A 23,502-nucleotide genomic window follows, 5' to 3' on the forward strand; every position below is an offset into this window, starting at 1 on the left:
TCCTTAAATATTATTCTCTTTCACGTTCTCATTTAATAGTCCGTCTATGTCGATAACGCTCCCCCTCTTGATCGACTCCTCGGCGGCGGCACCCACGACTATCGACCAGAAACCCTCCTCGGCCGTGGCGGCGTTGGTCTCTTTTCCCTCGATGTTGTCGACGAACTCCACGTGCTCGTAGTAGGTGGCCCCGTTGTGCCCGCTCCCCTCGATGTATGCGGGGTAGCAGGGGGCCGAGACCTTCGAGGGTCTCAGCTCACCGCAGTTGATCTCGAGCCGGCTCTTTGATCTTGATATTGGCGACAGCGGCAGAAAGTCCTCGTTCTCCGAGGCCAGAAGGCGCCCCTCGTCCCCGCAGAGGATTATCTCCTCGTAGAGCATGGGGGAGAACATGCAGAGTGTGAAGTTCGCCCTTATCCCGTTTTCGTATATCACCGTGACGTAGGCGTTGTCGATGATGTCCGACTTCTCGCCGCCGTACTCGAAGTCGATGAAGTTGACCGCCATGCTTCCCGTGGCGAAGACCTTCTTCGGCCTCGATCTTGCGAAGAGGTTCATCAGGTCGAAGTAGTGGCAGCATTTTTCCACGAGGGTTCCGCCGGAGTATTTCGAGAACTTGTTCCATTGGTCGACCTTGTCCAGAAAGGGTATCCGCTGTTCGAGGACGTTGATCGTCTTGATATCGCCGATAGATTTTCTGACCAGCGCCTCGTGGATCGCTTCCACGCATATCGCCTTGTATCGATACTGGAGGCCGAGCTGGAAGACCGCCTTGTACGTTTTCGCGATCTCCGCTATCTCCCTGGCGTCAGGGATCGTCGTCGCCATCGGCTTTTCGAGGAGGATGTGCTTTCCCGACTTGGCCGCCTCCCTCACCACGTCGATGTGGGTGTAGTTCGGGGTGGAGATGATCAGCCCGTCCACATCAGGGTCGCTGCAGGCGTCCTTTAGGGAGTCGTATATCTTCAGGGTACGGCCGGGGGCGAGCATCGAGAACTCCCCCTTCGTCTTTTCGATGCAGATGTTGTTCGTGTCGTAGATGCCGTGGATCGTTCCCCGCCCCTCGAGGAGCGTGATCTTCATGTGCTCCCTCCCCATCAGCCCCGCCCCGATGATGTTGAACCTGTACTTCGGCTCCGGGAACGAGAAGAGGTACTTGTCCTTGTCGGCCAGGTATTGGAAGCCCGGGTTTAGAGACAGAAATCTGCTTTTGAACTCCTTTCCCTCCTTTTTCATAAGACTCCCCTTTATATATATGATATTAATTTGCAGGATATGATTCAAGACAATATATCGTTTTCGATTTTATGTCAAGGAAAAACGGCTCGTGCCTCCCGTGAGAGAAGTACAGAATTGTATTCTTCTCACCGGCCGGAGTGAAGGAGTCTGACGGGATCGAAGCTAAAAGACGTTTTGGAAAGCTTTTAATTCCTCCTCAGGACCTCCCCCGCCATGACGCCCCTCTGGTAACCCTCCGGCGTAACCACCGGCTTCCCGTTTATGATAACGTACTCTATCCCGTCAGGGAAATTCGCCGGCTCGTAGAAGGTGGAGTTGCTCCTGAGCCGATTCCAGTCGATCACCAGTATGTCCGCGCAGAAGCCCTCGGTGATCCGCCCCCTTCGCGGGATGCCTAACTGTTTTGCCGGAAGGGAAGTACACTTCCTTATCCCCTCGGCGATGCTCAATCCCCCCTTCCCCTTGGCGTAGAGGTCGAGGAACCTGGGGAAGCAGTCGTAGAAGACGTGGGCCGGACGACCCAATCCCAACAGGATCGTGTCGGTCACGATCGAGACCTCCGGATGTAAAAGGGCGTATCGCATTGAGCGGGCCACCAGCGGGTCGTCCGGGACGGTAGGGGTGTGGAATACCATGACCCTCCCCGACTCCTCTGTCAATAAATCGCACATGACGTCGAAGGGGTGCTTCTTCAGCTCCCTTCCCAGCTCCGGGAACGACCTCCCCTCCATGTAGCGGTTCTTCTCGCTCGGCACGGTCATCACCCTGACGCCCCCCCACCCGGTCATCTTGAAGTAGTTCATCGACCACCCGGCCCTGTCCGTGTGGGGCCAGTCCGGCTCCCCCTTCTCGATGTCCTTTTTTATCTCCGCCCTCGTCTTGGCGTCCGATATTCTTTCGAGGGCCTTCTCCCTTCCCCCCTCCAGAACCCAGGGGGGGAAGAAGGCGAATAGCTCCGTGAAGCCCTGGGACGTGGGGACTACGTCCGCCCCCACGGGGAGTCCATCCGCTATCGCGTTATCTATCGGCTTGAACTGCCCCTTGAGCCCCAGCTCGATAGGTATCGGGACGCCGACCTTGTTGTAGAAGAGCGACGCCCCCTGCATGAATCCCTTCACGAGGGGGGTGATATATTTTGTGTAGGGCTGCCAGTATATGTGGGAGATCTGGACCCGGATGTCGTTCTTTCTGCCGACGGTCAATACCTCATCGATCGAGTTGGGCAGCGTATGGCAGTAGCTCCTGAGATGGGAGGTGAAGACCCCGCCGTACTTCGACAGGACCTTGCCCATATCCAAAAGCTCCTCGGTGTTGCTCTGGGAGCCGGGGAAGTATTGGAGCCCGGTCGACATTCCGAAGGCGCCCTCCTCCATCGTCCTTTCGAGGAGGGAAGCCATCCTCTTTTTCTCGTCGGCCGCAAGGAGCCTCCTCACCGGGCCCGCCGCCGAGAGGCGTAGGATACCGTGGGGGGCGAGCATCCCCATATTTAATATTATGCCCCGCTTCTCTATGTTGCTCAAAAACTCGGAGAGTCCCCACGTGCGACCGTCCGTCTCGACCCGGCGCATGACGAAGGCCTCGTTGTAGGCGACGATGTCCTTTCGGTTCTCCTCCGTCACCGGCGCCGCCCCCAGGCCGCAGTTCCCCCCGATGCAGGTGGTTATTCCTTGCATCACCATAGGCATCAGGATATCCTCGTGCTCCTCGAGGTTGACCGAGAGGTCTGCGTGGCTGTGGATGTCGACAAAGCCGGGCGTGACAAGCTTTCCCTTTGCGTCTATTGTTTTCACAGCCACCGCGTCGGCCAGGTCTCCCACCTCTTCGATCTTTCCGTTCAGTACCGCAAGATCGGCCTTGAAAGGATCAGCCCCCGTGCCGTCGACGACCGTTCCCCCCCTGATTATCAGGTCGTACATGTTTTATCTCCATATTTTTCTGGATTCCCGCTTCCCAAGGGAACCGCAATTATTCCGTCATTCCCAACTTGATTGGGAATCCAGTTGACATTTTGTCTGGATTCCCGTTTCCACGGGAATGACAATAAGGATATTTTTCCGGATTCCCATTTTCACTGGAACCGCAATTATTCCGTCATTCCCAACTTGATTGGGAATCCAGTCGATATTTTGTCTGGATTCCCGTTTTTTACGGGAGTGGTCAATGACAAATAATTCAAAAAGTCCTTGCCAAAAAGCGTATTAGGCATATAATTGTTTAATAAGGCCGAGTATACTCTAAAATTATTGTTCAAGTAAAGGGGAAATCATGTTCAAGGGGACGCTCTTGAAGATTCAAAAGCGGATCACCAATATCCTCACCATGAAGATCACCTCCTCCCACGAGGGAGAGATCACGGTGGAGAGCTTCATCAAGAGGGAGTGGAATACCATCAAGCTCATATATCAGACGCTGGTGGGTAGAAACGTGTCGATCAGGGCCGCCGCCCTCACCTTCACCACCCTCATATCTCTGATTCCAATGCTCGCCTTCGCGTTTTCCATCCTTAACGCCCTCAAGGTGAACTACAAGGCAAAGGAATATATCATTGAAAGGATACCCGGACTGAGCGATGTAGCCAGCACCGTCATCAACTATATCGACAACACCAACTTCGCCACTCTGGGGTCGATTGGGCTTGTGGTCACGTTCACGGCGGTTTACTTTGCCCTCGGCTCTTTCGAGCAGACCATAAACAACATATGGGGAATTCGTCAGAAGCGCCCCTTGCTCGCCAGGACTTCCTACTATACGAGCATCGTCGTCCTTTCACCCATAATAATATTCTTTTCCATCGGCCTGAACACCATGATGGAGAGCAACACCATAGTCGAGAAGCTCTCCGAGATATTCATCTTTTCAACCCTGTTGAAGATATTTTTCAGGTTGCTCCCTTATTTCGTGATATGGCTTCTCTTCACCTTCATCTATAAGGTGATTCCAAACACAAGGGTTAAGCTCACGTCCGCCCTCTTCGGCTCGGTGGTAGGCGGAACCCTATGGCAGCTTACCCTATATTTTTATACAAAGTTCCAGTTCGGTCTCGCCCGGTACAAGATCATATATTCGGTCTTCGCATCGATACCTTTCTTCATGGTGTGGCTCTACCTGAGCTGGCTTATGATAATCCTCGGGGCCGTGGCGGCGTATATCCATCAGAACTACGGGGGTTTTCGGAGCTACGCGGCAACGGAGAGGGTCAGCTTCTCCTTCAGGGAACGCCTAGCCCTGAGGATCTTTATGGCGATTGCCGTCAACTTCCACGAGGGGAGAGAACCCCTTGGCTCCGAAGAGCTGTCCGAGTTTCTCGACATCCCCGTCCACCTTATAAACGACGTCCTCTTCGTCCTGATAAGCGAGGGGCTGATATCCCAGATGGCCAACGACGAAGGGGGGTATCTGCCGGTAAAAGACCTGTCGAAGATACGGTTTACGGACGTCATGGAGGCGTTGAGAGAGAACGGCGAAAATCCCCAGGAGCATATCGCCAAGGCGGAAAAGGGTTTTCTCTCGGAGACAATAGAAGAGATACTAAAGGACGCCCGGATAAAATACAAGGACGTTACGTTCGACGATCTCTGCAAGGCCCACGCCAAGGAGTACGCGGCGGAGATTAAAAAGTCAATCAAGAAGATTGAGGAGACGGCTGGCAAATAGGATGAAAAAGGGCAAAGAAAAGTCGATGGAGAGAGATAAGGCATCAAAGGGGATGGATAAAGATATTCTGGACAGCGGCAGCGATGACGATATGGTCATTCCGCTCTGCTTCGGTGAGCTGAGCCGAAGAGACGCGGAGGGGATCAAGGAGCTTTGGGAGAAGACCTGGTCAGCCGATTCGAGGTTCAGCAGGAAATCCAAGGGGGACGACAAGGATTAATTGATTAACGGGGGGGCTGACAGGGGACAATCAATGGGGGGGTAGGGGTGAATGATGGGGAGGGATTGGTCTTTTTGTCTTATTCTTTTGCAAAACACGATTGTCTGATATATAATATACAGGGGAAAGAGCAAAAAGGGCTGGACAGATACCCCGCAATGTGTTATAAAAATGTCCTGTTTTCAAATGTGTGGGGGGGGTCGGCGGGGTCGGCGGGGTCGGCAGTTTTAAATTTCTGGATTTTTTGAATTTTATTCAAATTTTACTTAATATAGCAAACTTATTAAAAAGAAGCTCAAGGCATTATATATTAGTTATCGATGCATAAGGCCAGGTACATCGCCCTCGAAGGCCCCATCGGCGTGGGAAAGACATCTCTGGCCGCACTTCTGGCGAACGAGTTTTCCGCCAGGACGCTCTTTGAAAATGCGGAAGAAAACCCGTTTTTGAAGGATTTTTACCGGGACCGAAGGAAAAACGGTTTCAAGACACAGCTCTTTTTTCTCCTTTCGCGATACCAGCAGCAGCTTGAGCTTGCCCAGTCGGACCTGTTCAACAGGATCACCGTATCCGACTACATCTTCGCAAAGGACAGGATCTTCGCCCACATCAACCTCGACGAGCACGAGATAGCCCTCTACGAAGAGCTGTACCGCATCCTCGACCCGAAGGTTCCTAATCCCGACCTCGTGATCTACCTTCAGGCCGACCTGGATGTCATCTTGAGAAGGATCAGGAGGAGGGGATATTCATACGAGAGGGGCGTTGACCCCGAGTATCTCGAAAGGGTAATCTCGGCTTACAACGAGTTCTTCTTTAACTACAGCGAGACCCCGCTTCTGGTCATCAGCACAAACAAGGTCGATTTCGTTGCGAACGAGGGGGATTTCAGGGAACTGGTAAAAGAGGTAAAAAAATTCAGATCGGGTACCCAATATTTTGTGCCGCTTGGATCCAAGCCTTAGCCGAAATATCGATATTTACGGCGGAGGGCGGACTGGGACGGACACAATAACGGCAGACAGATATTGGATATCGGGATATCGGGATATCGATATTTGTCTTAAGGGGCTTTGGGAAGATAGATAAGTGCTTGGGAGAGAGGGGTCAGGGAAAGAGGATTTCAGGGAGAAGGGATTTCAGAGAGGCGGGATTACAATTTTGAGTATGTGTGGGAGAGGCCATTAAGAATGCGTGGGAAAGGATGTTTGGGAGAGATACTCAGATACAGGGGAGCGGGGACGAGAGAAGCACTGATGCCGAATAACCCTTGTAATTCGACAGCGAAGAGATCGTTCGATTCAGACATTTGAGGTGAGACAAAGGGCGGTTTTATAAGAGAGATTTCAATACAGGGACTTCAGGCAATTATCTTCCGGGCTCAAATCAAGAAAAAAATCCGAGATAAAAGGTATCGGCCTGCCGCTATTAAGGGCGTAAATTAAGGAAATCAAGTTATTTCATCAACCCCCCGTGTCCAATGGCACGGGGGGTTTTTTATTTTGGGACTTTTAGCCGATTCTATGGAAAAGGAGGAATTGAGATGACGAGGAAAGTTACAATTCTGGACCTGAAGAAGATGAAGGACGAGGGTGAGAAGATCACCATGATTACGGCGTACGACTTCTGTTTTTCCAAGATATTTTCGGATGCGGGGGTGGATGTAATTCTCGTGGGCGACAGCGCCGCAAACGTCGTCTGCGGGATGGAATCCACGCTTCCCATCACCATGGACGATATGCTGTTTCTGACCGGTGCGGTCTCCCGGGCGAAGCCGGAGGCCCTGGTCGTGGGCGATATGCCCTTTATGAGCTACCACACCTCCATCAAGGAGACGCTGCTGAACGCCGGGCGCTTTCTGAAGGAGGGACACGCGGAGGCGGTCAAGCTCGAGGGGGGGGAGAACGTGAAAGACAAAATAGCCGCCATAACGAACATGGACATCCCCGTTATGGCGCACATCGGGCTTACTCCCCAGTCCGTGCACAGGATGGGGGGTTACAAGGTCCAGGGTAAAGACGATGTCAGCAGAAAGAAACTCCTCATGGATGCAAAGGCGGTCGAGGAGGCGGGGGCGTTCTCCGTAGTCCTCGAGGCGATACCGTCGACCCTCGCAAAAGAGATAACCGAATCGGTGAGTATCCCAACGATCGGCATCGGGGCGGGGGTCGACTGCGACGGTCAGGTGCTTGTAATGCACGACATCCTGGGGCTCTCCTTCGGCAAGAGGCCGAAGTTCGTAAAGGAATACGCCAATCTCAAGGAAATGGCGGAAAAGGCGGTCAGGGAATTCGTCGACGAGGTACATGCGAAGCAGTTCCCGACCAATGAACATATTTATTCATAACAGGAATGTCGATTGAAGAGGGTGTTGGGAAGGTTTTCGGGCCGGGTTGCTTCGTCGGTCGATTTTGAGTATTGACTTTGTGTAAAAAATATACTAATTTGAAATCGCTGACGCAAAATTTAGATGGGAGTTGATAATGGAGATAATCGAAAAGATAAAGGATATGCAGGCCTATTCTCAGGATCTGCGGGTGGAGGGAAAGGTCATTGCCCTTGTGCCCACCATGGGATATCTCCATGAGGGTCACCTCTCCCTGATGAGGGAGGGAAGAAGACGGGGCGACGTCCTCGTGGTGTCCGTGTTTGTGAATCCGACGCAGTTCGGCCCGAACGAAGACCTGGATAAGTATCCCAGGGATTTTGATCGAGACAGGGAGATGATGCAGGAAGTTGGGGTGGATGTTATATTTCACCCCCAGGTCGAGGAGGTCTATCCCGAGGGATACCAGACGTTTGTTACGGTAGATGGGGTTTCAAAAAATCTCTGCGGCACGCCCCGACCTGTGCACTTCAGGGGCGTTGCAACAGTGGTCGCAAAGCTCTTTAATTGTGTCCTCCCCCACATCGCAATCTTCGGGAGAAAGGACTACCAGCAGCTCAAGGTCATAGAACGAATGGTCAAGGACCTCAACATGGACGTGGGTATTATCGGAATGCCCATAGTCCGTGAGCCGGACGGCCTTGCCATGAGCTCCAGAAACGAGTACCTGAAGCCTAAAGAGAGAAAGTCCGCGCTGTGCCTCTATAAGGCGATCTTGGCGGTAAGGGAGCTCTTCGACAACGGCGAGAGGAGAATCGGGGCCTTAACCGACAGGGCCATCGGCATCATTATGACCGAAGACATCGCCACCATAGATTACGTCAAGCTTGTCAACCCGGAGACTATAGAGGACCTCGTTGGAGTGGTATGGGACAGGGCGCTGCTCGCCATTGCCGTATATATCGGAAGCACTCGACTCATCGACAACACAGTTCTGGGAGAGGAGTTTGAGAAATGTTAAGATCGATCTGTAAATCGAAGATCCACCGGGCAATCGTAACGGAAGCGGATCTGGAATACGAGGGGAGTATAACGATAGACTTAACCCTCATGAAGGCCGCCGATATCCTTCAGTACGAAGAGGTGTGGATTTACGACATCACGAACGGGAACAGGCTCCAGACCTACGTAATAGAGGGGGAGGCGGATTCGGGCGTGATCGGCATCAACGGGGCCGCGGCGAGGCACATAAGCCCCGGCGACCTGGTCATCATCGCCGGCTACTCCGTGATGGAGACGGAGGAGGCTATGGATTTCGTCCCGAAGCACATATTGGTGGACGAAAACAACAGGGTCGTCAGGGAGCTTATCCAGGGCCGTAACTACATTGAGAAGGTCAAGGCCGTTACGTAATAGGTGCTCGGGATCTCATTGAATCGGAAACACAACCGATACTCGATCTATTTTGAATAGCATATTATCAGCTGTTATGGTAATCTTACGCTGAAGCACCGTTACGTCTAAAAAAGGTCGACAGCAAAAATAGTGTTTTTTCCCCATCGGGGGGAGGGGGGATCGATGAATAGAAGAAGCCTTGCCGCGTTATTATTTCTTGCCTTAGTAATCATTTCAGCCTCGCTCCTTGCGGCGGAAGAGGGTGTGTTGAACACCAGGGGGGCAAAGGAGGGGATTATCAAGGGCGGGGCCGCGGTCGGAATGGGTGGAGATGGAGCCTACGCCTTTGTGGTGAACACCGCAACCCGCTGGTTCGATACCGGAATCGACGTGAAAAAGGGGGACAAGATAACCATCGTCGCCTCCGCCAGCAAGACCGACCCCCCCTGCGACGGAAGGACCGGCTGTCCCCCCTACCGTAATCCGGACGATGTGATAGCGGACGGCTTTGCCGGGAAGGGATTAAAGGCCCTCGTAAGCAGGATAGAAGCGGCTGAAGAGAAGAGCGACTATTCGGGCGATCCCTTCTCCGTTGGGAAGGAGCTTATCCTCTCCGCACCTAAAGAAGGGAGGCTCTATCTCGGCTACAACGACTGTGAGGATTGCTTTTCCGACAATACCGGGGCCTTCGAGGTTTCCATAAGCGTTGAGAAATAGCGAGGCTGGATTTGGAATCTCGATCGGTGTCCATCGTCCTATTAGTCGTACTATTATGTCCTATTACATACCAGAGAAAGACCTTCTCGATCTCAGGAAAAACTTGGACTTGAAGCTTATTCTTTTTCGACAGCGATTCTATGTGGAGATACATTTATGGCTGATTACGACGCGATAGTCATCGGGGCCGGGCTGGGGGGACTCTCCGCCGGCGCACTTTTATCCAAGGGGGGAAGGAAGACCCTCGTCGTCGATCAGAGCCCCCGAATAGGAGGCTACTGCTCCACCCTTGAGTCGGACGGCTTCAGGTTCGATGCGGGGGCTTCCATCATCATGATCCCTGAGATAATAGACCTCTGCTTTCAGCGCCTGGGGACGTCCCTCGAAAACGAAGTGGAGCTTATCCCCCTGGATCCGATATACACCATTGCGCTGAAGGACGGGACAAAGATAAGATACCCCGTGTCCAAGGACGAGTATGCCGAGGAGATAAAAAAGATCGCCCCGGGCGACGTCGAGGGGTGGTACAGATACGCAGAATATATGGAGGGCTTTCTTAGCACGGCCCTTAAGGGGTTCTTTCTCTCCCCCGCCAACACGTATTCCGATATGGCGAGGATGTTAATCAAGACCCCGTCGTTATTAGGGTATATCCCTCTTTTCGTCAAGAGCTATCAGCAGGTGATGTCCTCCTACTTCAAAGACCCGAGGATCCAGGAATCCCTCTCGTTTCAGGCGAGCTTCATGGGGCTCCCCCCGGAGCTCTGCCCCGGACACATGACCATGCTCCCCTGGGCGGAGCACAAGGGCTTCTACTACAGCAAGGGGGGGATGATCGCCCTTCCCGAGGCGCTGGCCCGTATCGGCAAGGGGTTCGGTATGGAGGTGAGAACAGACACGTTGGTCAAAAAGGTCATCGTGAAAGACAAAAGGGCCGTCGGAGTGGTCCTCGGCGACGGGGCGGAAATCACAACCGACCTCGTAATATCCAACATCAACGCAAAAGCTCTATACCTCGATCTCATCGGGGAGGAGCATTTGGGCTTTATGGCGCGGACCGGCATCAAGAGCATGGAGCCGTCCGTCGCGGCCCCCCTCCTCCTCCTCGGGGTAGACTACGAGCCGCCCCTCGATTCCCACCACACCCTCTGCACGCTGCCCGTGGAAGAGTTGAACAGCAATTACTGGAACGTCATCAAGAAGAATGAGCTGCCCAAGGAGCAGTTCGGCCTCATCAGCTGGACCACCTTCTCGGACAGGGGGCTTGCTCCTAAGGGGAATCACATCCTCGTCATGACGCTGACCGGACCGAACCGACTTAGGGACAGGAGCTGGAGGGATGTAAAACAGTCCCTGATAGATGAATACATAGATTATATGTCTGAAAGATACGTCCCGGAGCTCAAAAATCACGTGAAGGTGGCGAAGATGATCACGCCGGAGGACTACGAAAAAGACCTCCTCGCCCCGGAGGGGAGCATCTACATGTTTCAGCAGGATGTCTCCAACACTACCGTTTACAGGCCCGCGTCTAAATCGAAGGGCATAAAGGGGCTGTATCTCGTCGGGGCCTCCACGCACCCAGGAGGCGGACTGCCGTCGGTCATCGCCTCTGGGATGATAGCGGAAGACCTTATTGGTAAATATGAGGGTTAAAGTTTAAGCACGGATGTCAAGATGAAAACCATACTTCTAATTATCTGTGGTGTTATTATCGGGATGCTTCTTCTCTGCACGATATTCTACATTGTGATGAGTCCATCGAAGAAGCGCTTCCTGAAAGCTCAGATGAAATCGGCCCATTACATGCTGCCGAGGTATTTTGTTTGAGGGTGGAGTTTCTCATCCCTAATATAAAAAGCATTGACTTTATCTGCCCATAACGGCAGGGCTGGTTTTTATGAATTGTTTTTATTGAGTTGGGTCAATGGCATACCAATAACATCGTTGGCAAAGCGGCGTGAAACAAGGTTTGGAAGTCCATAAAAAAATTTCTAAATAGAGGATTTTAAAGCAGTAGCCTTTTTTGGGGATTGTGGAAGCATGATAAAATTAAGGAACAGTAAAATTGTATATTTGCTAGTACTTTTTATCTTATTATCTACTTATGCCATTGCCAATGATGCATCAAGCAGTTTAGATGTGGTCAAAGAGAAGGCCCATAAAATAGACTCTTTTGTCAAAAGGAGTGAAATGATCGCATCGGAGATATCGACAATGGTTGGAATAGCTATCAATCCTCTTTTAGGCATGGTATGTGTCGGGGGATTTGAATTCTATAAGGCCAAGACAAAATCGGAACCTTTGAGCTGGTACAACTCACTCTGGTTTCTGATCCCTGCTGCTTTAATATTGTTGATAATCGCTTTGAAAGACACCATTGGTGAAGCACTGCCTCCATTGAAGAAGTTCTTGGACGGATTCGAATTGGTCGAGCATAAGGTTTTCGCCGTTCTCGCTTTTTCCTCAAGGGTCCCATCGATAGTGGACAGCTTGAACGCCCCTTTGAGTAAATACGTCTCTTCAATCCTTGATAATTTTGGGATCGCTACGGCATACGCGGCAACGTCGGGTGGTTTAGCGGGGGGGGTGGGTGATGGTGTATCTAATATAATAAGTATAGTCGCTGTAATTCTGATAGTGCTTTTCTGCGCTGTAATCTTTTTCGTGGTTTGGCTCACGAGCGGTGTCGTTGAGACCTTATCGTTTCTGTCGCCCATTCCCTTTGCGGGCCTTCTTCTTAAAATAGTCAGGCTGCTTCTACTCTTTTTCTTCACCGTATTATCTATTCTAAGTGTATTTTTGGGATTTATAATCTCAATGATAATTGTTTTGTTGTGCATCAAGTTGGCTGGCTGGTCTTTTAGGCTTTCCGTGTTTGGCATAGTCATTTTCAAAGATAATATCACCATGAAGTGGAAAAGATTCGATGTCAGAGGGGAAAAACATATTCGTGTATTCAGCTCTAAAAATATTGAATCCGTGAAAAACAGAAGCTATGGAAGGTTTATTAAAGAAGGAGATAAGCTTGTGTTTTTATACAAACCGTTCTTGGTTTTTAAGGAAAGAAGCATCTTTATAGATGAGCGGCCGGATAACCTGAAAATTGCAAAGGGTCTGTTGTATCCGAGCGTTGTGATATTCGATTCGATAAGCAATTCACACACTTTGCTCTTTCATCTGCGCCCCATGTACAGAAATCACGAGGAAAATGTCGCAGAATTAATAGGGATCCAAAAAGATGTCCATCAGCTGTGGGTGGTAACAAAGTTAAGGGGTATTTGGAGGTGGATTAAGGATCAAATATCAGAAGAACATCTCGTTAAGGTAGAGAACATTTGATTGGTTTCAGTATTTGGAACTCCTTGAAATATTAGTCTCGAAAAAATCAGATTTTCAAGTCCCGATAGGTCTTTCTTTTAGATGATTATAAGATTATATTAAAAACCCCCGGCGGTCTCCCACCGGGGATTTTTACTCTCAATCGAGATTCTTTAGAACTCATACAGGAGCACATTGGTGATGGACCATATCTCGCCCCAGCCGCCCCTGGTGCCGTCCGCCTTCTCGTAATCCCAGGAATCGCCCGTAAAGAGGACTCCCGCGCAAAATTTGTAGGTCAGCCCCTCCATAATCTCGTATGAGAATCCGAAGTCAACCTCCCACCCCAGGTCGTCGCTGGCATCCCACGACTGGTACATATAGTTGCCGTATCTTACCGCCGGGTGGGGATATCCTGCGCCCTTGGAAGAAACCAGGGCCGCCCTGGTGCCCGCAAAGTTCTGTCCAACGTCCTCCGTCCACTTTGCCCAGGTGACCGAGGCGTTAAGCGTCAGCTTCTCCACCGGGCATATCTCGAAGTAGAGCTTTGCCGCAGTAAGGTTTTCTGTGCTCCACTGGCCGAAGAGCGAATTTCTGTAGATCGAATTTATGCCTCCACCTTTGGCGACCAGTATCTTGTTAAATTCAAATTGTGCCTGGCTGATGTAGTTCATGTTGATGTTGTCGTAGGAAGAGTAGTTTGGGCCATTGACTGGGTCAACCCAGAGGTGATGCTGACCGCTGCTCATGAGAAAGACCATGCCGACCCTCAAGAGGTCGTTGTAGTAGGAGAGGTCGGTGTAGATGTTCCATCCGTTGACGTGGATGCTCGGCGGCGCCATGTTTGCGCCGGCAACCGGGACAAAAAGCCCGGGACCGTAGTGCCGTGTGGCATGGCCCAATACATAACTGTTCTCAAACTTTATGTCGAACATGTCTCCAATTTTACCGGTGTATGCAAGACCCGCAAACCCGATGTCGGCGCAATAATCGCCGCCGACCCCGAGCCATCTAAGCGTTGACCATGCATAAGAGTTTCTCAAAACACCGCCGAGGTTGCCGGCGCCGTTGGCGTCATTGTCCTGCATGTATCCGCCGAAAAGCTCTATTAGATGATTTTTTGCAGGAGCAACCTTCAGGTTCATGGCATACAGATCGGCGTCCCAGTTGTACCAGCTGTTGTTCGATCCCCTGGTTACCCTGTCCGCAATCTTGGCATAAAGGAGCGATGCGGCAACGGGTCCCCAGGCATTTGCCCAGCGAACGCCGGTGAGTCCGTTGAGCGTTGTGGTTCCCGCACCGTTATCGCTGAATGCGAGGCCGTAGCCGTAAGTCTGTGGGAATTTCCCTGCGGTAAACGTTCCGAGCTTGGGAAAAGTGAACTCGAGGTATGCCCAGGGTGAGGAAGCGCCGACCGTGGAGTTGTTGATTCTCAGGTTTCTTTGCTGTCCCCAGGTATCCTCCACAAGGTCGATCCTTATAACCGCCTTTAAGTACTCGCTCCTTTTGTGAGTGATGGTGAGCCTGAACCTCTGGTCAACCCAACCGTCGTACTGGGGATTTTCGTGTGATGGAAGGGCGGTCGAATCTTCGAGCTTCTTGTCGAAGTTGTACTCGCTCCAGGCCCTTATATAATAGATGCCACTGAATGTGGTCTCGGCGGCAAGGGCCGTAAAGGCCGTTGCGATGAACATGACAGCGAGCAACAGAATCAGAAATCTTCTCATTTGGAACTCCTTATATATATTTAGATGAACACATTTAGGTGGATTTGATATACAAAATATACAAAGGCTATCAAGACGGGCAGGATTTAAAAGGGAAGAATATCAATAATGGAAAGGATTGTCAAGGAATAATTAAAAAGATTTAATTTTCAATGGGATTTTTAAAGAAGCCCTTTATTCGGAGAGGATTAGTGAGTTAGTATTTTGTTACTAAAAACCCCGACCGTATAATAACGGCCGGGGTTTTTCTTGGTCTCTAGATAGGGATTCTTTAGAACTCGTACAGCAACTGGTTGGAGATAGACCAAATCTCGCCCCAGTCGCCCCGGGTGCCGTCCGCCTTCTCGTAGTCGAAGGAGTCTCCCGTAAAGAGGACGCCCACGTCAAGGGAGTAGGTCAGCCCCTCCATTATCTCGTAGGAGAAGCCGAAGTCGAGCTCCCAACCCAGGTCGTCGCTGACGTCCCAGGAGTTATAGAAATAGTTACCGTATCTAGCTGCGGGATGGGTATATGCCGAGCCCTTTGCCTGAACTATGTTCGTTCTGGTACCGGTAAGATTCCAACCCACATCTTCCGTCCACTTGGCCCAGGTTATCGATGCGTTAAGCGTCAGCTTCTCGATCGGGCAGATCTCGAAGTAGAGCTTTACCGCAGTGATGTTCTCGATGCTCATCCCGCCGAAGAGGCTTACTGGATATGGGTAGATGGAGTTTGTGCCGCCGCCTGTGCCAACAAGAATATTATTGAAGGCGAAATCGTCCTGGCTGATGTAATTGACATTGATATTTTGTAAGGAATAAAGGTTTGGGAAAGTTGGGGGATCATTCCAGAAGTGGTGCTGGCCACTCCCCATGATAAATGCCACGCCGACCCTTAAAAGGTCGTTGTAATAGGAGACATCCGCGTATATGTTGTAACCTTGAATCTGAATGCTCGGAGACCCCATAAAAGGAGAACCGGGAGGGGATGGATTTGAGAGTCCGGGGCCGTAGTGGCGCGTGGCGTGACCGAAAACGTAGCTGTTCTCGATCGCAATATCGATCATGTCGGCGATGTTTCAGGTGTAGGCAATACCGGCAAAGCCAACATTCGCGCTGTAATCGGCGGAAAATATATTTAGATAATTGTTATTGATAATGCCGCCAAGACCGCTTCCCGCGGTGGCGTCATTGTCCCGAACGTATCCGCCGAAGAGCTCGATTACATGATTCTCGACTGGGGTGATCTTGACGTTCATTGCCCAGAGATTGGCGTCCCAGTTGTACCAGATGTTTCCGGTGCCGGTTGTCACCCTGTCAGCCATTTTCGCGTACATGACAGAAACGGCGACGGGTCCCCAGGCGTTCGCCCAGCGGGCGCCGGTGAGGCCTATGGTGCCATCACCCTCGTCGCTGAACACGAGGCCGTAGCCGTAGGTCTCGTTGAACTTACCCACGGTAAACGTGCCGATACTGGGAAGCGTGAACTCGATATAGGCCAGATTGATGAAATCCGTGCCGCTGTTGTTAATGAACAGGTTTCTCTGCTGTCCCCAGGTGTCCTCTACGAGGTCAAACCTTATAACCGCCTTCAAGAACTCGCTCCTTGTATGGGTAATTGTGAGGCGGAACCTCTGGTCGAACCAGCCGTCGTACTGGGCGTTTTCGTGCCCGGGAAGGCGGGTTGTGTCCTCGAGCTTCTTGTCGAAGTTGTACTCGCTCCAGGCCCTCACCCGGTACTGGCCCTCGAACGTGGTATCCGCCGCAAAGGCGGAAAGGGCCGTCGCAACAAAGATGATAGATACAGCTGCTACTAATACTTTTTTCATATAAACCTCCTAATATTTTGTTTTTAAGATGAGTGTAAAAATGAATACATCACCCTCAAATTTTATCAGTATTCTACAATAGTAAAAGGGATTGTCAAGAATAAAATTAAAGTATTTTAATATTTCACTCGGGCCGCTAAATAACTTTTGAGGGAGATAAAAAACCTTGACTTTTATGAACTATTTGGCTATAATGCCAAATAGTAAAATAGAAGGAAAAAGCAAGGCAAAAAGTCCAAAAGGGGGGGATAAACGTGGACGAAAAATCGAGAGAGAGGTTCGCCAGGCTCGAGATCAGGGCCTCGATGCTCAAGGCGATCGCCCACCCCACGCGGCTCTTCATCCTTGACGAGCTCTCCGGCGGAAGGAGGTGCGTATGCGAGCTGACCGAGATGATCGGGGCGGACATATCAACCGTCTCGAAGCACCTCGCCGTTCTCAAGGGTGCCGGGATAGTCAGGGACGAAAAGGAGGGTCTCAAGGTCTATTACAGTATAGCCATTCCCTGCGCCCTCGACTTCTTCGGCTGCGTGGACAGGGTAATAAAGAAAGAGGCGGAAGCCCGCCTGAGACTCGTCTCCGGTGGGAGCGAGTGATCACATGAACAGCGAAACCTCAATGAAAAACCTTTATAAAAGGAATCAAAGACAATATGGGACCGAATGAAAAATACAAAATCGAGGGGAAGATACTCTTATTAATGCTGGCGGTCTTTTTCGCCTTTCATTTTCTCCCGCTGGGAAACGCCCGCTTCGACAGTGCCGTCATGGAGGCGTTGTATCTGACCAAGCTCTACGCCAGGGAGCACGTAGTCATGTGCCTCCTTCCGGCCCTCTTCATCGCCGGGGCGGTGACCGTCTTTCTCAGCCAGAACGCAGTGATGAAATATCTCGGCGCCGGCGCAAAGAAGGTCGTCTCATACGGCGTGGCGGCGGTCTCCGGCTCCTTCCTGGCGGTCTGCTCCTGCACGATACTCCCCCTCTTCGCAGGGATTTCGAGGGTGGGGGCAGGGCTGGGGCCGGCGACGACCTTCCTTTACTCCGGCCCGGCGATAAACATCCTTGCCATCGTCCTTACGATGAGGGTCCTGGGTCTCGAGATCGGGATAGCGAGGGGGGTGGGGGCGATCCTCTTCAGCGTCATTATCGGCCTCGTCATGCATTTCATATACAGAAGGGAGGAGGCGGAAAAGGTGAAGGTCCAGGCGGCGATGCCGGAGCCGGAGGTAACGAGGCCTCTTTACAAGAACGGGCTCTTCTTCCTTGCCATGATCGGGATTCTCGTCTTCGCCAACTGGGGGAGGCCGGAGGAGCCCACGGGCGTATGGGGTTTTATCTTTTTTAACAAGTGGGCAATCACGGGAGCCTTTTCCGTTGCCCTCTCTGTCGTCCTCGTTTTGTGGTTCGGGGCTTCCTGGTGGAAGGTGGCGATCGCGGCCGTGGCGGTCGTCGTTTTTGCGTTCGCCCTTCCCGACCTTCCGATAATCTCCTTCAGCGTTGGGATTGTCGGACTCTCGGCGATAACCGGAACGGGCGACGCCGAGGCGAGGGGGTGGTTTTCATCCACATGGGACTTCACGAAGCAGATTCTCCCCCTTCTCTTCGCCGGTGTGATGATCGCCGGCGCGCTCCTGGGGAGGCCGGGGAGCGAGGGGCTGATACCGTCTTCGTGGATTGCCTCGGCTGTAGGGGGAAACTCCCTCGGCGCGAACCTCTTTGCGGCCGTATCGGGCGCCTTTATGTACTTTGCGACGTTAACCGAGGTTCCGATCCTCCAGGGCCTGATGGGGGCGGGGATGGGGAAGGGGCCGGCCCTTGCGCTCCTGCTCTCAGGGCCTGCGGTGTCTCTGCCGAACATGCTCGTCATCAGGAGCGTGATGGGAACGGCAAAGACGCTTATATATATTATATTGGTAATCGTCATGTCCACGGCGGCAGGGATGATTTACGGCACACTCTTTTAAATAAGTTTATGAAAATAACTTGAGGAATATGATATGAAAAAGCTTCAGATTCTGGGCGGGGGCTGCGCAAGGTGCGAGACGCTTTACGAGATGACCGAGGCCGCGGCGAAAAGGCTCGGGATTGAATACGAGATGGAAAAGGTGACGGACTTAAAGAAAATAACTGACTTCGGCGTGATGACCACCCCGGCCTTGGCCGTCGACGGCGCCGTCAAGGTCGCGGGGAGGATGCCGACGGCCGACGAGATCGAGGCGATGATCGGGGGGTGAAGGTGGTTGGCTAGTTCCGTCCGCTTTCTTTTAAATTGAGGGGTAAATGGAGGGATTCATATCAATGATATGCCGGTCCTGAGGAGTCACTGCTTATATTCATTAATGAGGTTTCTTATCCTAATTCGGAAACGTGATTTAATCCAATGTCGGCAAACAGGATTTCGCAAAAGGAGCCGCTTCTGTATTGATGGAATCAACTTCGCTTTGCACTTCCTCGGTTTTCCGAGGGGAAGCCTACCTTCCTAAGGCAGGATGACAAGGATTGAGAAAAACCTTACGGGAGGAGATCAAAGGGCCATCAGTGTTTGCTCTCCTTCGTGTAGTCCTGGCTGGCCCTGGCCGTGTACTTGTCCATCTGTTCTTTTAGAAGCATGAGAAGCGATCTCGCGTGCTCCGGGCTCATCTGGACCATGACCTCGAACTTTTGGATAACCTCGGTGTTGCCGGACATGGTCTCGGCGGGATTTATAAAGGCCTTCCCGAAGGCTATCGTGACGTCGAAGGGGGAGGTGCTGATATTCAGCAGGTTCGAGTAGTAGATATTGACGCCCTCTTCATCGAACTTCCTGACAAACTTTGTTTCGGTTGCCATCGCATTTTACTCCTTTTATCCGTTGACCTTTTAATCCAATTCGATTCTTACAAGACTCCACTGAATAATAGTCCACGGCCATCGAAAAATCAAATCAAAAAAAGGGGGCGGTTTTTCCCCGCCCCCCTTTAAGAGGAGACGAAACTTTTAAACTGGCTCATTTGAGCCCGAGGGTCGGCCTAATCCAGATCCACCTCCGTCTTGCACTCCCTGCACTTCTTCGCCCCGCGAAACAGCGCGTATCCGCACTCGGGGCAGTTATAGCGCTCCTCCTCCGCATTGACCCAGGCCTCGGTTCCCATCTCCCGCCATTGGGGGACGGCCCTTAAGATCACCTTCTTCCCCACCGGGATGGGAAAGTTGTCGATATGCTGGCAGGGGAACTCGTCGCACTGGTGGCACCCATCGTATTTCCTCTCCCTCGTGCAGTCCTTGATGGGGCAGCTCCTGCAGTAGACAAAGGGCTCGGGGGAGAGACAACCCTCGCACCGGATCTCCTCCACCGGCACGCCGTAGACCCCGGTGAGTATCTCCTTGAACTTCTGGTTGTTGTCCCTGTGGGCGATGTAGATGGCGCAGACGCCGCAGTAAAGGCCGCACGGGGCAAGCAGGTTTTTATTCACAGACATTTTATCTCCTTTCAAAAAAATATCAAAAATTATCCATCCAAAATATCTAAAGTCTTAGACGCTCGGAGACGCCCTATATTTCATTTAAATCAAGCTATTTACTGCCGCCCATGACGCTCTCTTCAAACAGCCCCGCCACGACGTCGGTGAGCTTCAGGATGTAGCCCCGTATCTCCTCCTGTGTCCTCCCCGGGTACCTGGCGTAGCTGATCATGTTTCCGTTGAGCGCCGCGAAGAGGGCGTGGGAGATGGTACGGCTGTTCTTCGGTTTTCCATCGGGTGAGATGGCGATCACTACCTTCTCGATCATGTCAATCAAATCCCTCATTATCGGGTTCAGCCTCCCGGTCGCCTCGAAGGAGAGCTTTCCCGCCAGCATGAAGTGGCCCATCATCAGGTAGAAGGAGAAGTTGTCGTTGAGATAATTAATGTATACCTTGCAGAGCCTCCTCAGGGAGCACCCCTTATCCGTCAAGCACTCGCTATCGATGATCTCCTTTATCTCCTTTACGCTGGCGACAAAGACATCCATAAAGAGGTCGTCGATGTTCTGGTAGTACCGATATATCGTGCCGGGGCTCATCCCCGCCTCCTTGGCGATCTCCCTCACCGTGACGCTCTTGTAGTCCTTCTCGGCGAAGAGCTTGAGCGCCGCCGAGAGGATCATCTCCCGCCTCACCTCCCGCTCCTGCTCCTTCAGCTCGTCGTAGGGCGTCGGCCGCATTTAGGTCTCCTCACTCTTTTGAAAAGTTAAAATTTAAGTTGACCACGCACTTCTCTCCCTTGTGCTTGAGGCATCGGGAGAGGTCGGGGGTGCGGGTGTATTTCAGATCCATCGCGTCGAACCACCCCTCGATCCGCTCGAAGATACCGCACTCGTACTCCCCTATTACCCCCGCCTTCGTCATTCCGTTGAAGGCGAAGCAGTCGAACACCTCAGCCACGACAGTGCCGTCGTCGTTAAACGTGAAGGTGAAATTCATGAAGGGCGGAACGAATATCTTCATACCCTCCCTGTAAATCTCCTCGAGCTCCACCATGTTCGTCGGGGGCTTGGCGCCGGCCGCCTTCATGTAGCGTTTGAACTCGATTTTCCCCAGCGTCCTGCATACCCTGAGGTTCATGGGGCTTGCCTCCGCCATCCCGAGCTTGGCCGCCGCCTCCCCGTACCAGAGGGCGTCGTGGGTCATCCAGTTCCTAATGAGGATGTCCCTCAGCTCCTCCCCTTCCAGTTTTTTCAGTTCCATATCGTTTTTCCCTCGCATAGTCCTTTATATGCCGGCTATCTCTTGCGCGATCCCCTCCTCCACCCCCCTGCCACTTATACGGACTCCCGGCGGAGAGCGGTTTCAGGCACTTCCCCCATTCGGCCCGGGCGGGGATGGCTAACGGCACACCCCCCTTATCCGGTCGATGTCGGTTTTCGGGCTTCCACGAAAGCCAATATTTAATAGAAAACGGCCAATATCCAATAGAAAACAACCAACAGCCAACAACCGATGACAAGTTGGCGGTGGCCCCTTAGTCCGCCGCCTTTCCCCCCTCGTGAACTTCCCACATGTCCTCGTCGGTGAAGCAGCGCTCCGCGACGTCCGGGTTCATGGCGTCCCGCTCCATCTCCCTCCTGTTGTAGGGCTGGTTCAGTATCTCGTCGTAATACTCGTGCTGGATGAGGAGGCTCATGATCTCCGACGTCCCCGTCCAGATCATGCAGAGGCGGAAGTCCCTGAGCGCCCTCTCGATCGGGTATACATCGGTGTAGCCTATCCCCCCCATGACCTGCATGGCGTTGTTGACGATGTCCCAGCCGGCTTTCGTTGCGAACTTCTTCGCCTCGCTGACAATCCTCCTGACGTTCGGGTAGTCGTTGTCGATGGCCCGCCCCGCCAGGTAGCAGATCCCCCTTGCCGCGTCGAGCTGGGTTACGGACTCCGCTATCAAGAAGTTGACCGCCTGGAACTTCCTGATGAGCCTGCCGAAGGCGGCGCGCTTGTTGGTGTATCTCAGGGCGATATCGAGGCTCGCCCATACGGCGAGGCATCCCGCGGCCGACGTCATTCTCTCCGGGATCATCATCTGGTTGAAGCATAAGGCTCCACCGTGAAGCTCCCCGACCAGGTTTTCTTTTGGAACCTTTACGTCCCTGAAGACGAGACGCCCGGTGCCGCCCCCCCTGCATCCCATAAGCCCGTACTGGTATTCCGTCTCCACCCCCGGCCCCTTGTCCACGATCAAGAGGCTGATTCTGCTGTACTTGTGGGCGTCCGGGTCGAAGTTCGTCCTGCAGTAGACGAGGAAGAAGTCCGCCTCCACCGCCCCCACCACGAAGCGCTTCTGGCCGTTCAGTATGAAGTGATCCCCCTCGAGGACCGCCTTCGTGGTGGCGCCGAAAAAGTCGGAGCCGCCCCTCGGCTCGGTCAGCGCCTCTGCGGAGACCAGTTTCCCTTCGAGCATCGGCTTCAGGTACTTCTCCTTCTGCTCATCGGTGCCGAACTTGTCGAGCGCCTCCCCCACGATGGAGGGCATCGAGAAGGCGCACCCCAGGGCGATCCCGAGACACCCCACCTCCTCCAGGGCGGCGATCTCGCCGACCCAGCTCATCCCCCTTCCCCCCCACTCCTTCGGAAAGCGCGTTCCGATGAGGTTGTGCTTTGCAAGGTTTTCCACGAACTCCCTCGGGTAGCTTATCTTGTCTTTGTCCATCGACCTCAGAAAGTCGGGGGTGACCTCTTCCCTCGTGAACTCCCGCACCTCGTCCCTGAAGGCCTTTTCCTCTTTTGTCAGAATGAAATCATACATCTTACATCCCTCCTTAAAAAGATCCTCTATATATTTAATTCAGCTATTTTTGAGCCTTGAGAATAGAACCAACCGTGAACAATGTTAATTTTATTAAACAGCGTTTATTCTGTCAAGTAAAAAGGGACAAATCGTCATTTTTTGCGCCTCGAATAAAAAAGGGAGTAAACAACGGCGGGTCTTCTAAAACGATTGCTTTCACCGTAAAACTGTGGTATCTTCAATCTTCGTTGAAAACTGGGACTATATTTAGAGGGTGTCGATCTTGGTAAAAGGTAAGGGGGGTAGAGGGGCGATAAGTCTCGTGACGCCCCTCGGCGATGAAGACGTAAGGGCGCTTAAGGCGGGGGATTCTGTCCTTATCTCCGGTGTGGTCTACGGCGCCCGGGACGCCGCCCACAAGAGATTGGTCGATTTGATCGATGCCGGCGATCCGCTCCCCTTTCCGGTTGAAGGGGGTATCATCTATTACGTCGGCCCAACACCGGCGCCCGAGGGGATGGCAATAGGCTCCGCGGGTCCTACAACCGCGGCGAGGATGGACAAATACGCGCCGGGGCTCTACTCCCTGGGGCTCAGGGGGACCATAGGAAAGGGTGAGAGGGGAGACGAGGTAAAAAGGGCGATCGTGGAGAAGGGTGGAGTCTACTTCGCCGCTACGGGGGGTGTTGGCGCGCTTTTGTCCCGTCATATACAGTCGGCCAAGGTGATCGCCTACGGGGAGCTCGGCCCGGAGGCCCTTTTCGAGTTTGAGTTTATCGATTTCCCGGCGGTCGTTGCGATCGACTGTCACGGAGGCGATATTTTTACAATCGGCAGGGAAAGATATGCGATATAGTC

Annotated in this window: 24 protein-coding genes; 14 read left to right on the top strand and 10 right to left on the bottom strand. The window is 52.5% G+C overall.

The genetic code is table 11. From position 1 onward, the window contains the following. Positions 1 to 3 precede the first annotated feature (3 nt). Both JW984_10900 and JW984_10905 read right to left on the bottom strand, forming a co-directional pair. Complete coding sequence (locus tag JW984_10900; protein MBN1573691.1) at positions 4 to 1,236, bottom strand: Gfo/Idh/MocA family oxidoreductase; 1,233 nt, start codon at positions 1,234 to 1,236, stop codon at positions 4 to 6. 188 nt (positions 1,237 to 1,424) lie between these two features. Further along, positions 1,425 to 3,155: an amidohydrolase family protein gene (locus tag JW984_10905; protein ID MBN1573692.1), complete on the bottom strand. Its 1,731-nt coding sequence runs from the start codon at positions 3,153 to 3,155 to the stop codon at positions 1,425 to 1,427. A gap of 349 nt (positions 3,156 to 3,504) precedes the next feature. Here JW984_10905 and JW984_10910 point away from each other — a divergent pair, with 349 nt between their 5' ends. The 10 genes from JW984_10910 (at position 3,505) to JW984_10955 (ending at position 12,893) form a co-directional block, all read left to right on the top strand. Continuing rightward, positions 3,505 to 4,893, top strand: coding sequence for a YihY family inner membrane protein (locus JW984_10910; protein ID MBN1573693.1), 1,389 nt, complete (start codon positions 3,505 to 3,507; stop codon positions 4,891 to 4,893). Position 4,894: 1 nt separating this feature from the next. Then, a complete protein-coding gene (locus JW984_10915) occupies positions 4,895 to 5,113 on the top strand; it encodes a hypothetical protein (protein MBN1573694.1) in 219 nt (72 codons plus the stop codon). A 320-nt stretch (positions 5,114 to 5,433) separates the two neighbouring features. Further along, the gene (locus JW984_10920) at positions 5,434 to 6,078 is read left to right on the top strand and encodes a deoxynucleoside kinase (GenBank protein MBN1573695.1); all 645 of its coding nucleotides are present in this window, start codon (positions 5,434 to 5,436) and stop codon (positions 6,076 to 6,078) included. A 578-nt stretch (positions 6,079 to 6,656) separates the two neighbouring features. Continuing rightward, positions 6,657 to 7,460, top strand: a complete 804-nt coding sequence (gene panB / locus JW984_10925; protein ID MBN1573696.1) for a 3-methyl-2-oxobutanoate hydroxymethyltransferase — start codon at positions 6,657 to 6,659, stop codon at positions 7,458 to 7,460. Positions 7,461 to 7,596: 136 nt separating this feature from the next. Continuing rightward, positions 7,597 to 8,460, top strand: a complete 864-nt coding sequence (locus JW984_10930; GenBank protein MBN1573697.1) for a pantoate--beta-alanine ligase — start codon at positions 7,597 to 7,599, stop codon at positions 8,458 to 8,460. After that, complete coding sequence (locus JW984_10935) at positions 8,454 to 8,852, top strand: aspartate 1-decarboxylase (protein ID MBN1573698.1); 399 nt, start codon at positions 8,454 to 8,456, stop codon at positions 8,850 to 8,852. The genes JW984_10930 and JW984_10935 overlap by 7 nt, the downstream gene beginning before the upstream one ends. A 165-nt stretch (positions 8,853 to 9,017) precedes the next feature. Beyond that, positions 9,018 to 9,551 (top strand): hypothetical protein, encoded by a 534-nt coding sequence (locus tag JW984_10940; protein MBN1573699.1) that lies wholly within the window; start codon positions 9,018 to 9,020, stop codon positions 9,549 to 9,551. 156 nt (positions 9,552 to 9,707) lie between these two features. Further along, positions 9,708 to 11,207: a phytoene desaturase gene (gene crtI, locus JW984_10945; protein MBN1573700.1), complete on the top strand. Its 1,500-nt coding sequence runs from the start codon at positions 9,708 to 9,710 to the stop codon at positions 11,205 to 11,207. A 21-nt stretch (positions 11,208 to 11,228) separates the two neighbouring features. Continuing rightward, entirely contained in the window at positions 11,229 to 11,381 is a 153-nt protein-coding gene (locus JW984_10950) for a hypothetical protein (protein ID MBN1573701.1), read from the top strand. Between the two features lie 312 nt (positions 11,382 to 11,693). Continuing rightward, positions 11,694 to 12,893: a hypothetical protein gene (locus JW984_10955; protein MBN1573702.1), complete on the top strand. Its 1,200-nt coding sequence runs from the start codon at positions 11,694 to 11,696 to the stop codon at positions 12,891 to 12,893. A gap of 152 nt (positions 12,894 to 13,045) precedes the next feature. Here the strand turns inward: JW984_10955 and JW984_10960 are convergent, their stop codons facing one another. The 3 genes from JW984_10960 to JW984_10970 form a co-directional block, all read right to left on the bottom strand. Then, the gene (locus JW984_10960) at positions 13,046 to 14,599 is read right to left on the bottom strand and encodes a hypothetical protein (protein ID MBN1573703.1); all 1,554 of its coding nucleotides are present in this window, start codon (positions 14,597 to 14,599) and stop codon (positions 13,046 to 13,048) included. A gap of 271 nt (positions 14,600 to 14,870) precedes the next feature. After that, a complete protein-coding gene (locus JW984_10965; protein MBN1573704.1) occupies positions 14,871 to 15,644 on the bottom strand; it encodes a hypothetical protein in 774 nt (257 codons plus the stop codon). A 12-nt stretch (positions 15,645 to 15,656) separates the two neighbouring features. Then, the gene (locus JW984_10970) at positions 15,657 to 16,406 is read right to left on the bottom strand and encodes a hypothetical protein (protein ID MBN1573705.1); all 750 of its coding nucleotides are present in this window, start codon (positions 16,404 to 16,406) and stop codon (positions 15,657 to 15,659) included. A 305-nt stretch (positions 16,407 to 16,711) separates the two neighbouring features. On the opposite strand from JW984_10970, the gene JW984_10975 reads away from it, so the two are divergent. From JW984_10975 to JW984_10985, 3 genes are read left to right on the top strand one after another with little or no spacing between them, the layout of a single operon-like run. After that, entirely contained in the window at positions 16,712 to 17,002 is a 291-nt protein-coding gene (locus JW984_10975; protein ID MBN1573706.1) for a winged helix-turn-helix transcriptional regulator, read from the top strand. Between the two features lie 56 nt (positions 17,003 to 17,058). Next, positions 17,059 to 18,369: a permease gene (locus JW984_10980; GenBank protein MBN1573707.1), complete on the top strand. Its 1,311-nt coding sequence runs from the start codon at positions 17,059 to 17,061 to the stop codon at positions 18,367 to 18,369. Between the two features lie 33 nt (positions 18,370 to 18,402). Further along, positions 18,403 to 18,639, top strand: a complete 237-nt coding sequence (locus JW984_10985) for a TM0996/MTH895 family glutaredoxin-like protein (protein MBN1573708.1) — start codon at positions 18,403 to 18,405, stop codon at positions 18,637 to 18,639. A 301-nt stretch (positions 18,640 to 18,940) separates the two neighbouring features. Here the strand turns inward: JW984_10985 and JW984_10990 are convergent, their stop codons facing one another. The 5 genes from JW984_10990 to JW984_11010 all read right to left on the bottom strand — a co-directional run bounded on the left by JW984_10990 (position 18,941) and on the right by JW984_11010 (position 22,662). Next, positions 18,941 to 19,234: a DUF3467 domain-containing protein gene (locus tag JW984_10990; protein MBN1573709.1), complete on the bottom strand. Its 294-nt coding sequence runs from the start codon at positions 19,232 to 19,234 to the stop codon at positions 18,941 to 18,943. A gap of 179 nt (positions 19,235 to 19,413) precedes the next feature. Further along, the gene (locus JW984_10995) at positions 19,414 to 19,863 is read right to left on the bottom strand and encodes a DUF3795 domain-containing protein (protein MBN1573710.1); all 450 of its coding nucleotides are present in this window, start codon (positions 19,861 to 19,863) and stop codon (positions 19,414 to 19,416) included. A 94-nt stretch (positions 19,864 to 19,957) separates the two neighbouring features. Then, positions 19,958 to 20,587, bottom strand: a complete 630-nt coding sequence (locus JW984_11000) for a TetR/AcrR family transcriptional regulator (GenBank protein ID MBN1573711.1) — start codon at positions 20,585 to 20,587, stop codon at positions 19,958 to 19,960. Between the two features lie 10 nt (positions 20,588 to 20,597). After that, complete coding sequence (locus tag JW984_11005; protein ID MBN1573712.1) at positions 20,598 to 21,110, bottom strand: hypothetical protein; 513 nt, start codon at positions 21,108 to 21,110, stop codon at positions 20,598 to 20,600. A 274-nt stretch (positions 21,111 to 21,384) separates the two neighbouring features. Then, the gene (locus JW984_11010) at positions 21,385 to 22,662 is read right to left on the bottom strand and encodes an acyl-CoA/acyl-ACP dehydrogenase (protein ID MBN1573713.1); all 1,278 of its coding nucleotides are present in this window, start codon (positions 22,660 to 22,662) and stop codon (positions 21,385 to 21,387) included. A 295-nt stretch (positions 22,663 to 22,957) separates the two neighbouring features. On the opposite strand from JW984_11010, the gene JW984_11015 reads away from it, so the two are divergent. Next, on the top strand, positions 22,958 to 23,500 hold the full coding sequence (locus tag JW984_11015) for a fumarate hydratase C-terminal domain-containing protein (protein MBN1573714.1): 543 nt from the start codon (positions 22,958 to 22,960) through the stop codon (positions 23,498 to 23,500). The last annotated feature ends 2 nt before the right edge of the window (positions 23,501 to 23,502 follow it).

It is taken from the genome of Candidatus Zymogenus saltonus (assembly GCA_016929395.1).
Classification (GTDB): Bacteria; Desulfobacterota; Zymogenia; order Zymogenales; family Zymogenaceae; genus Zymogenus; species Zymogenus saltonus.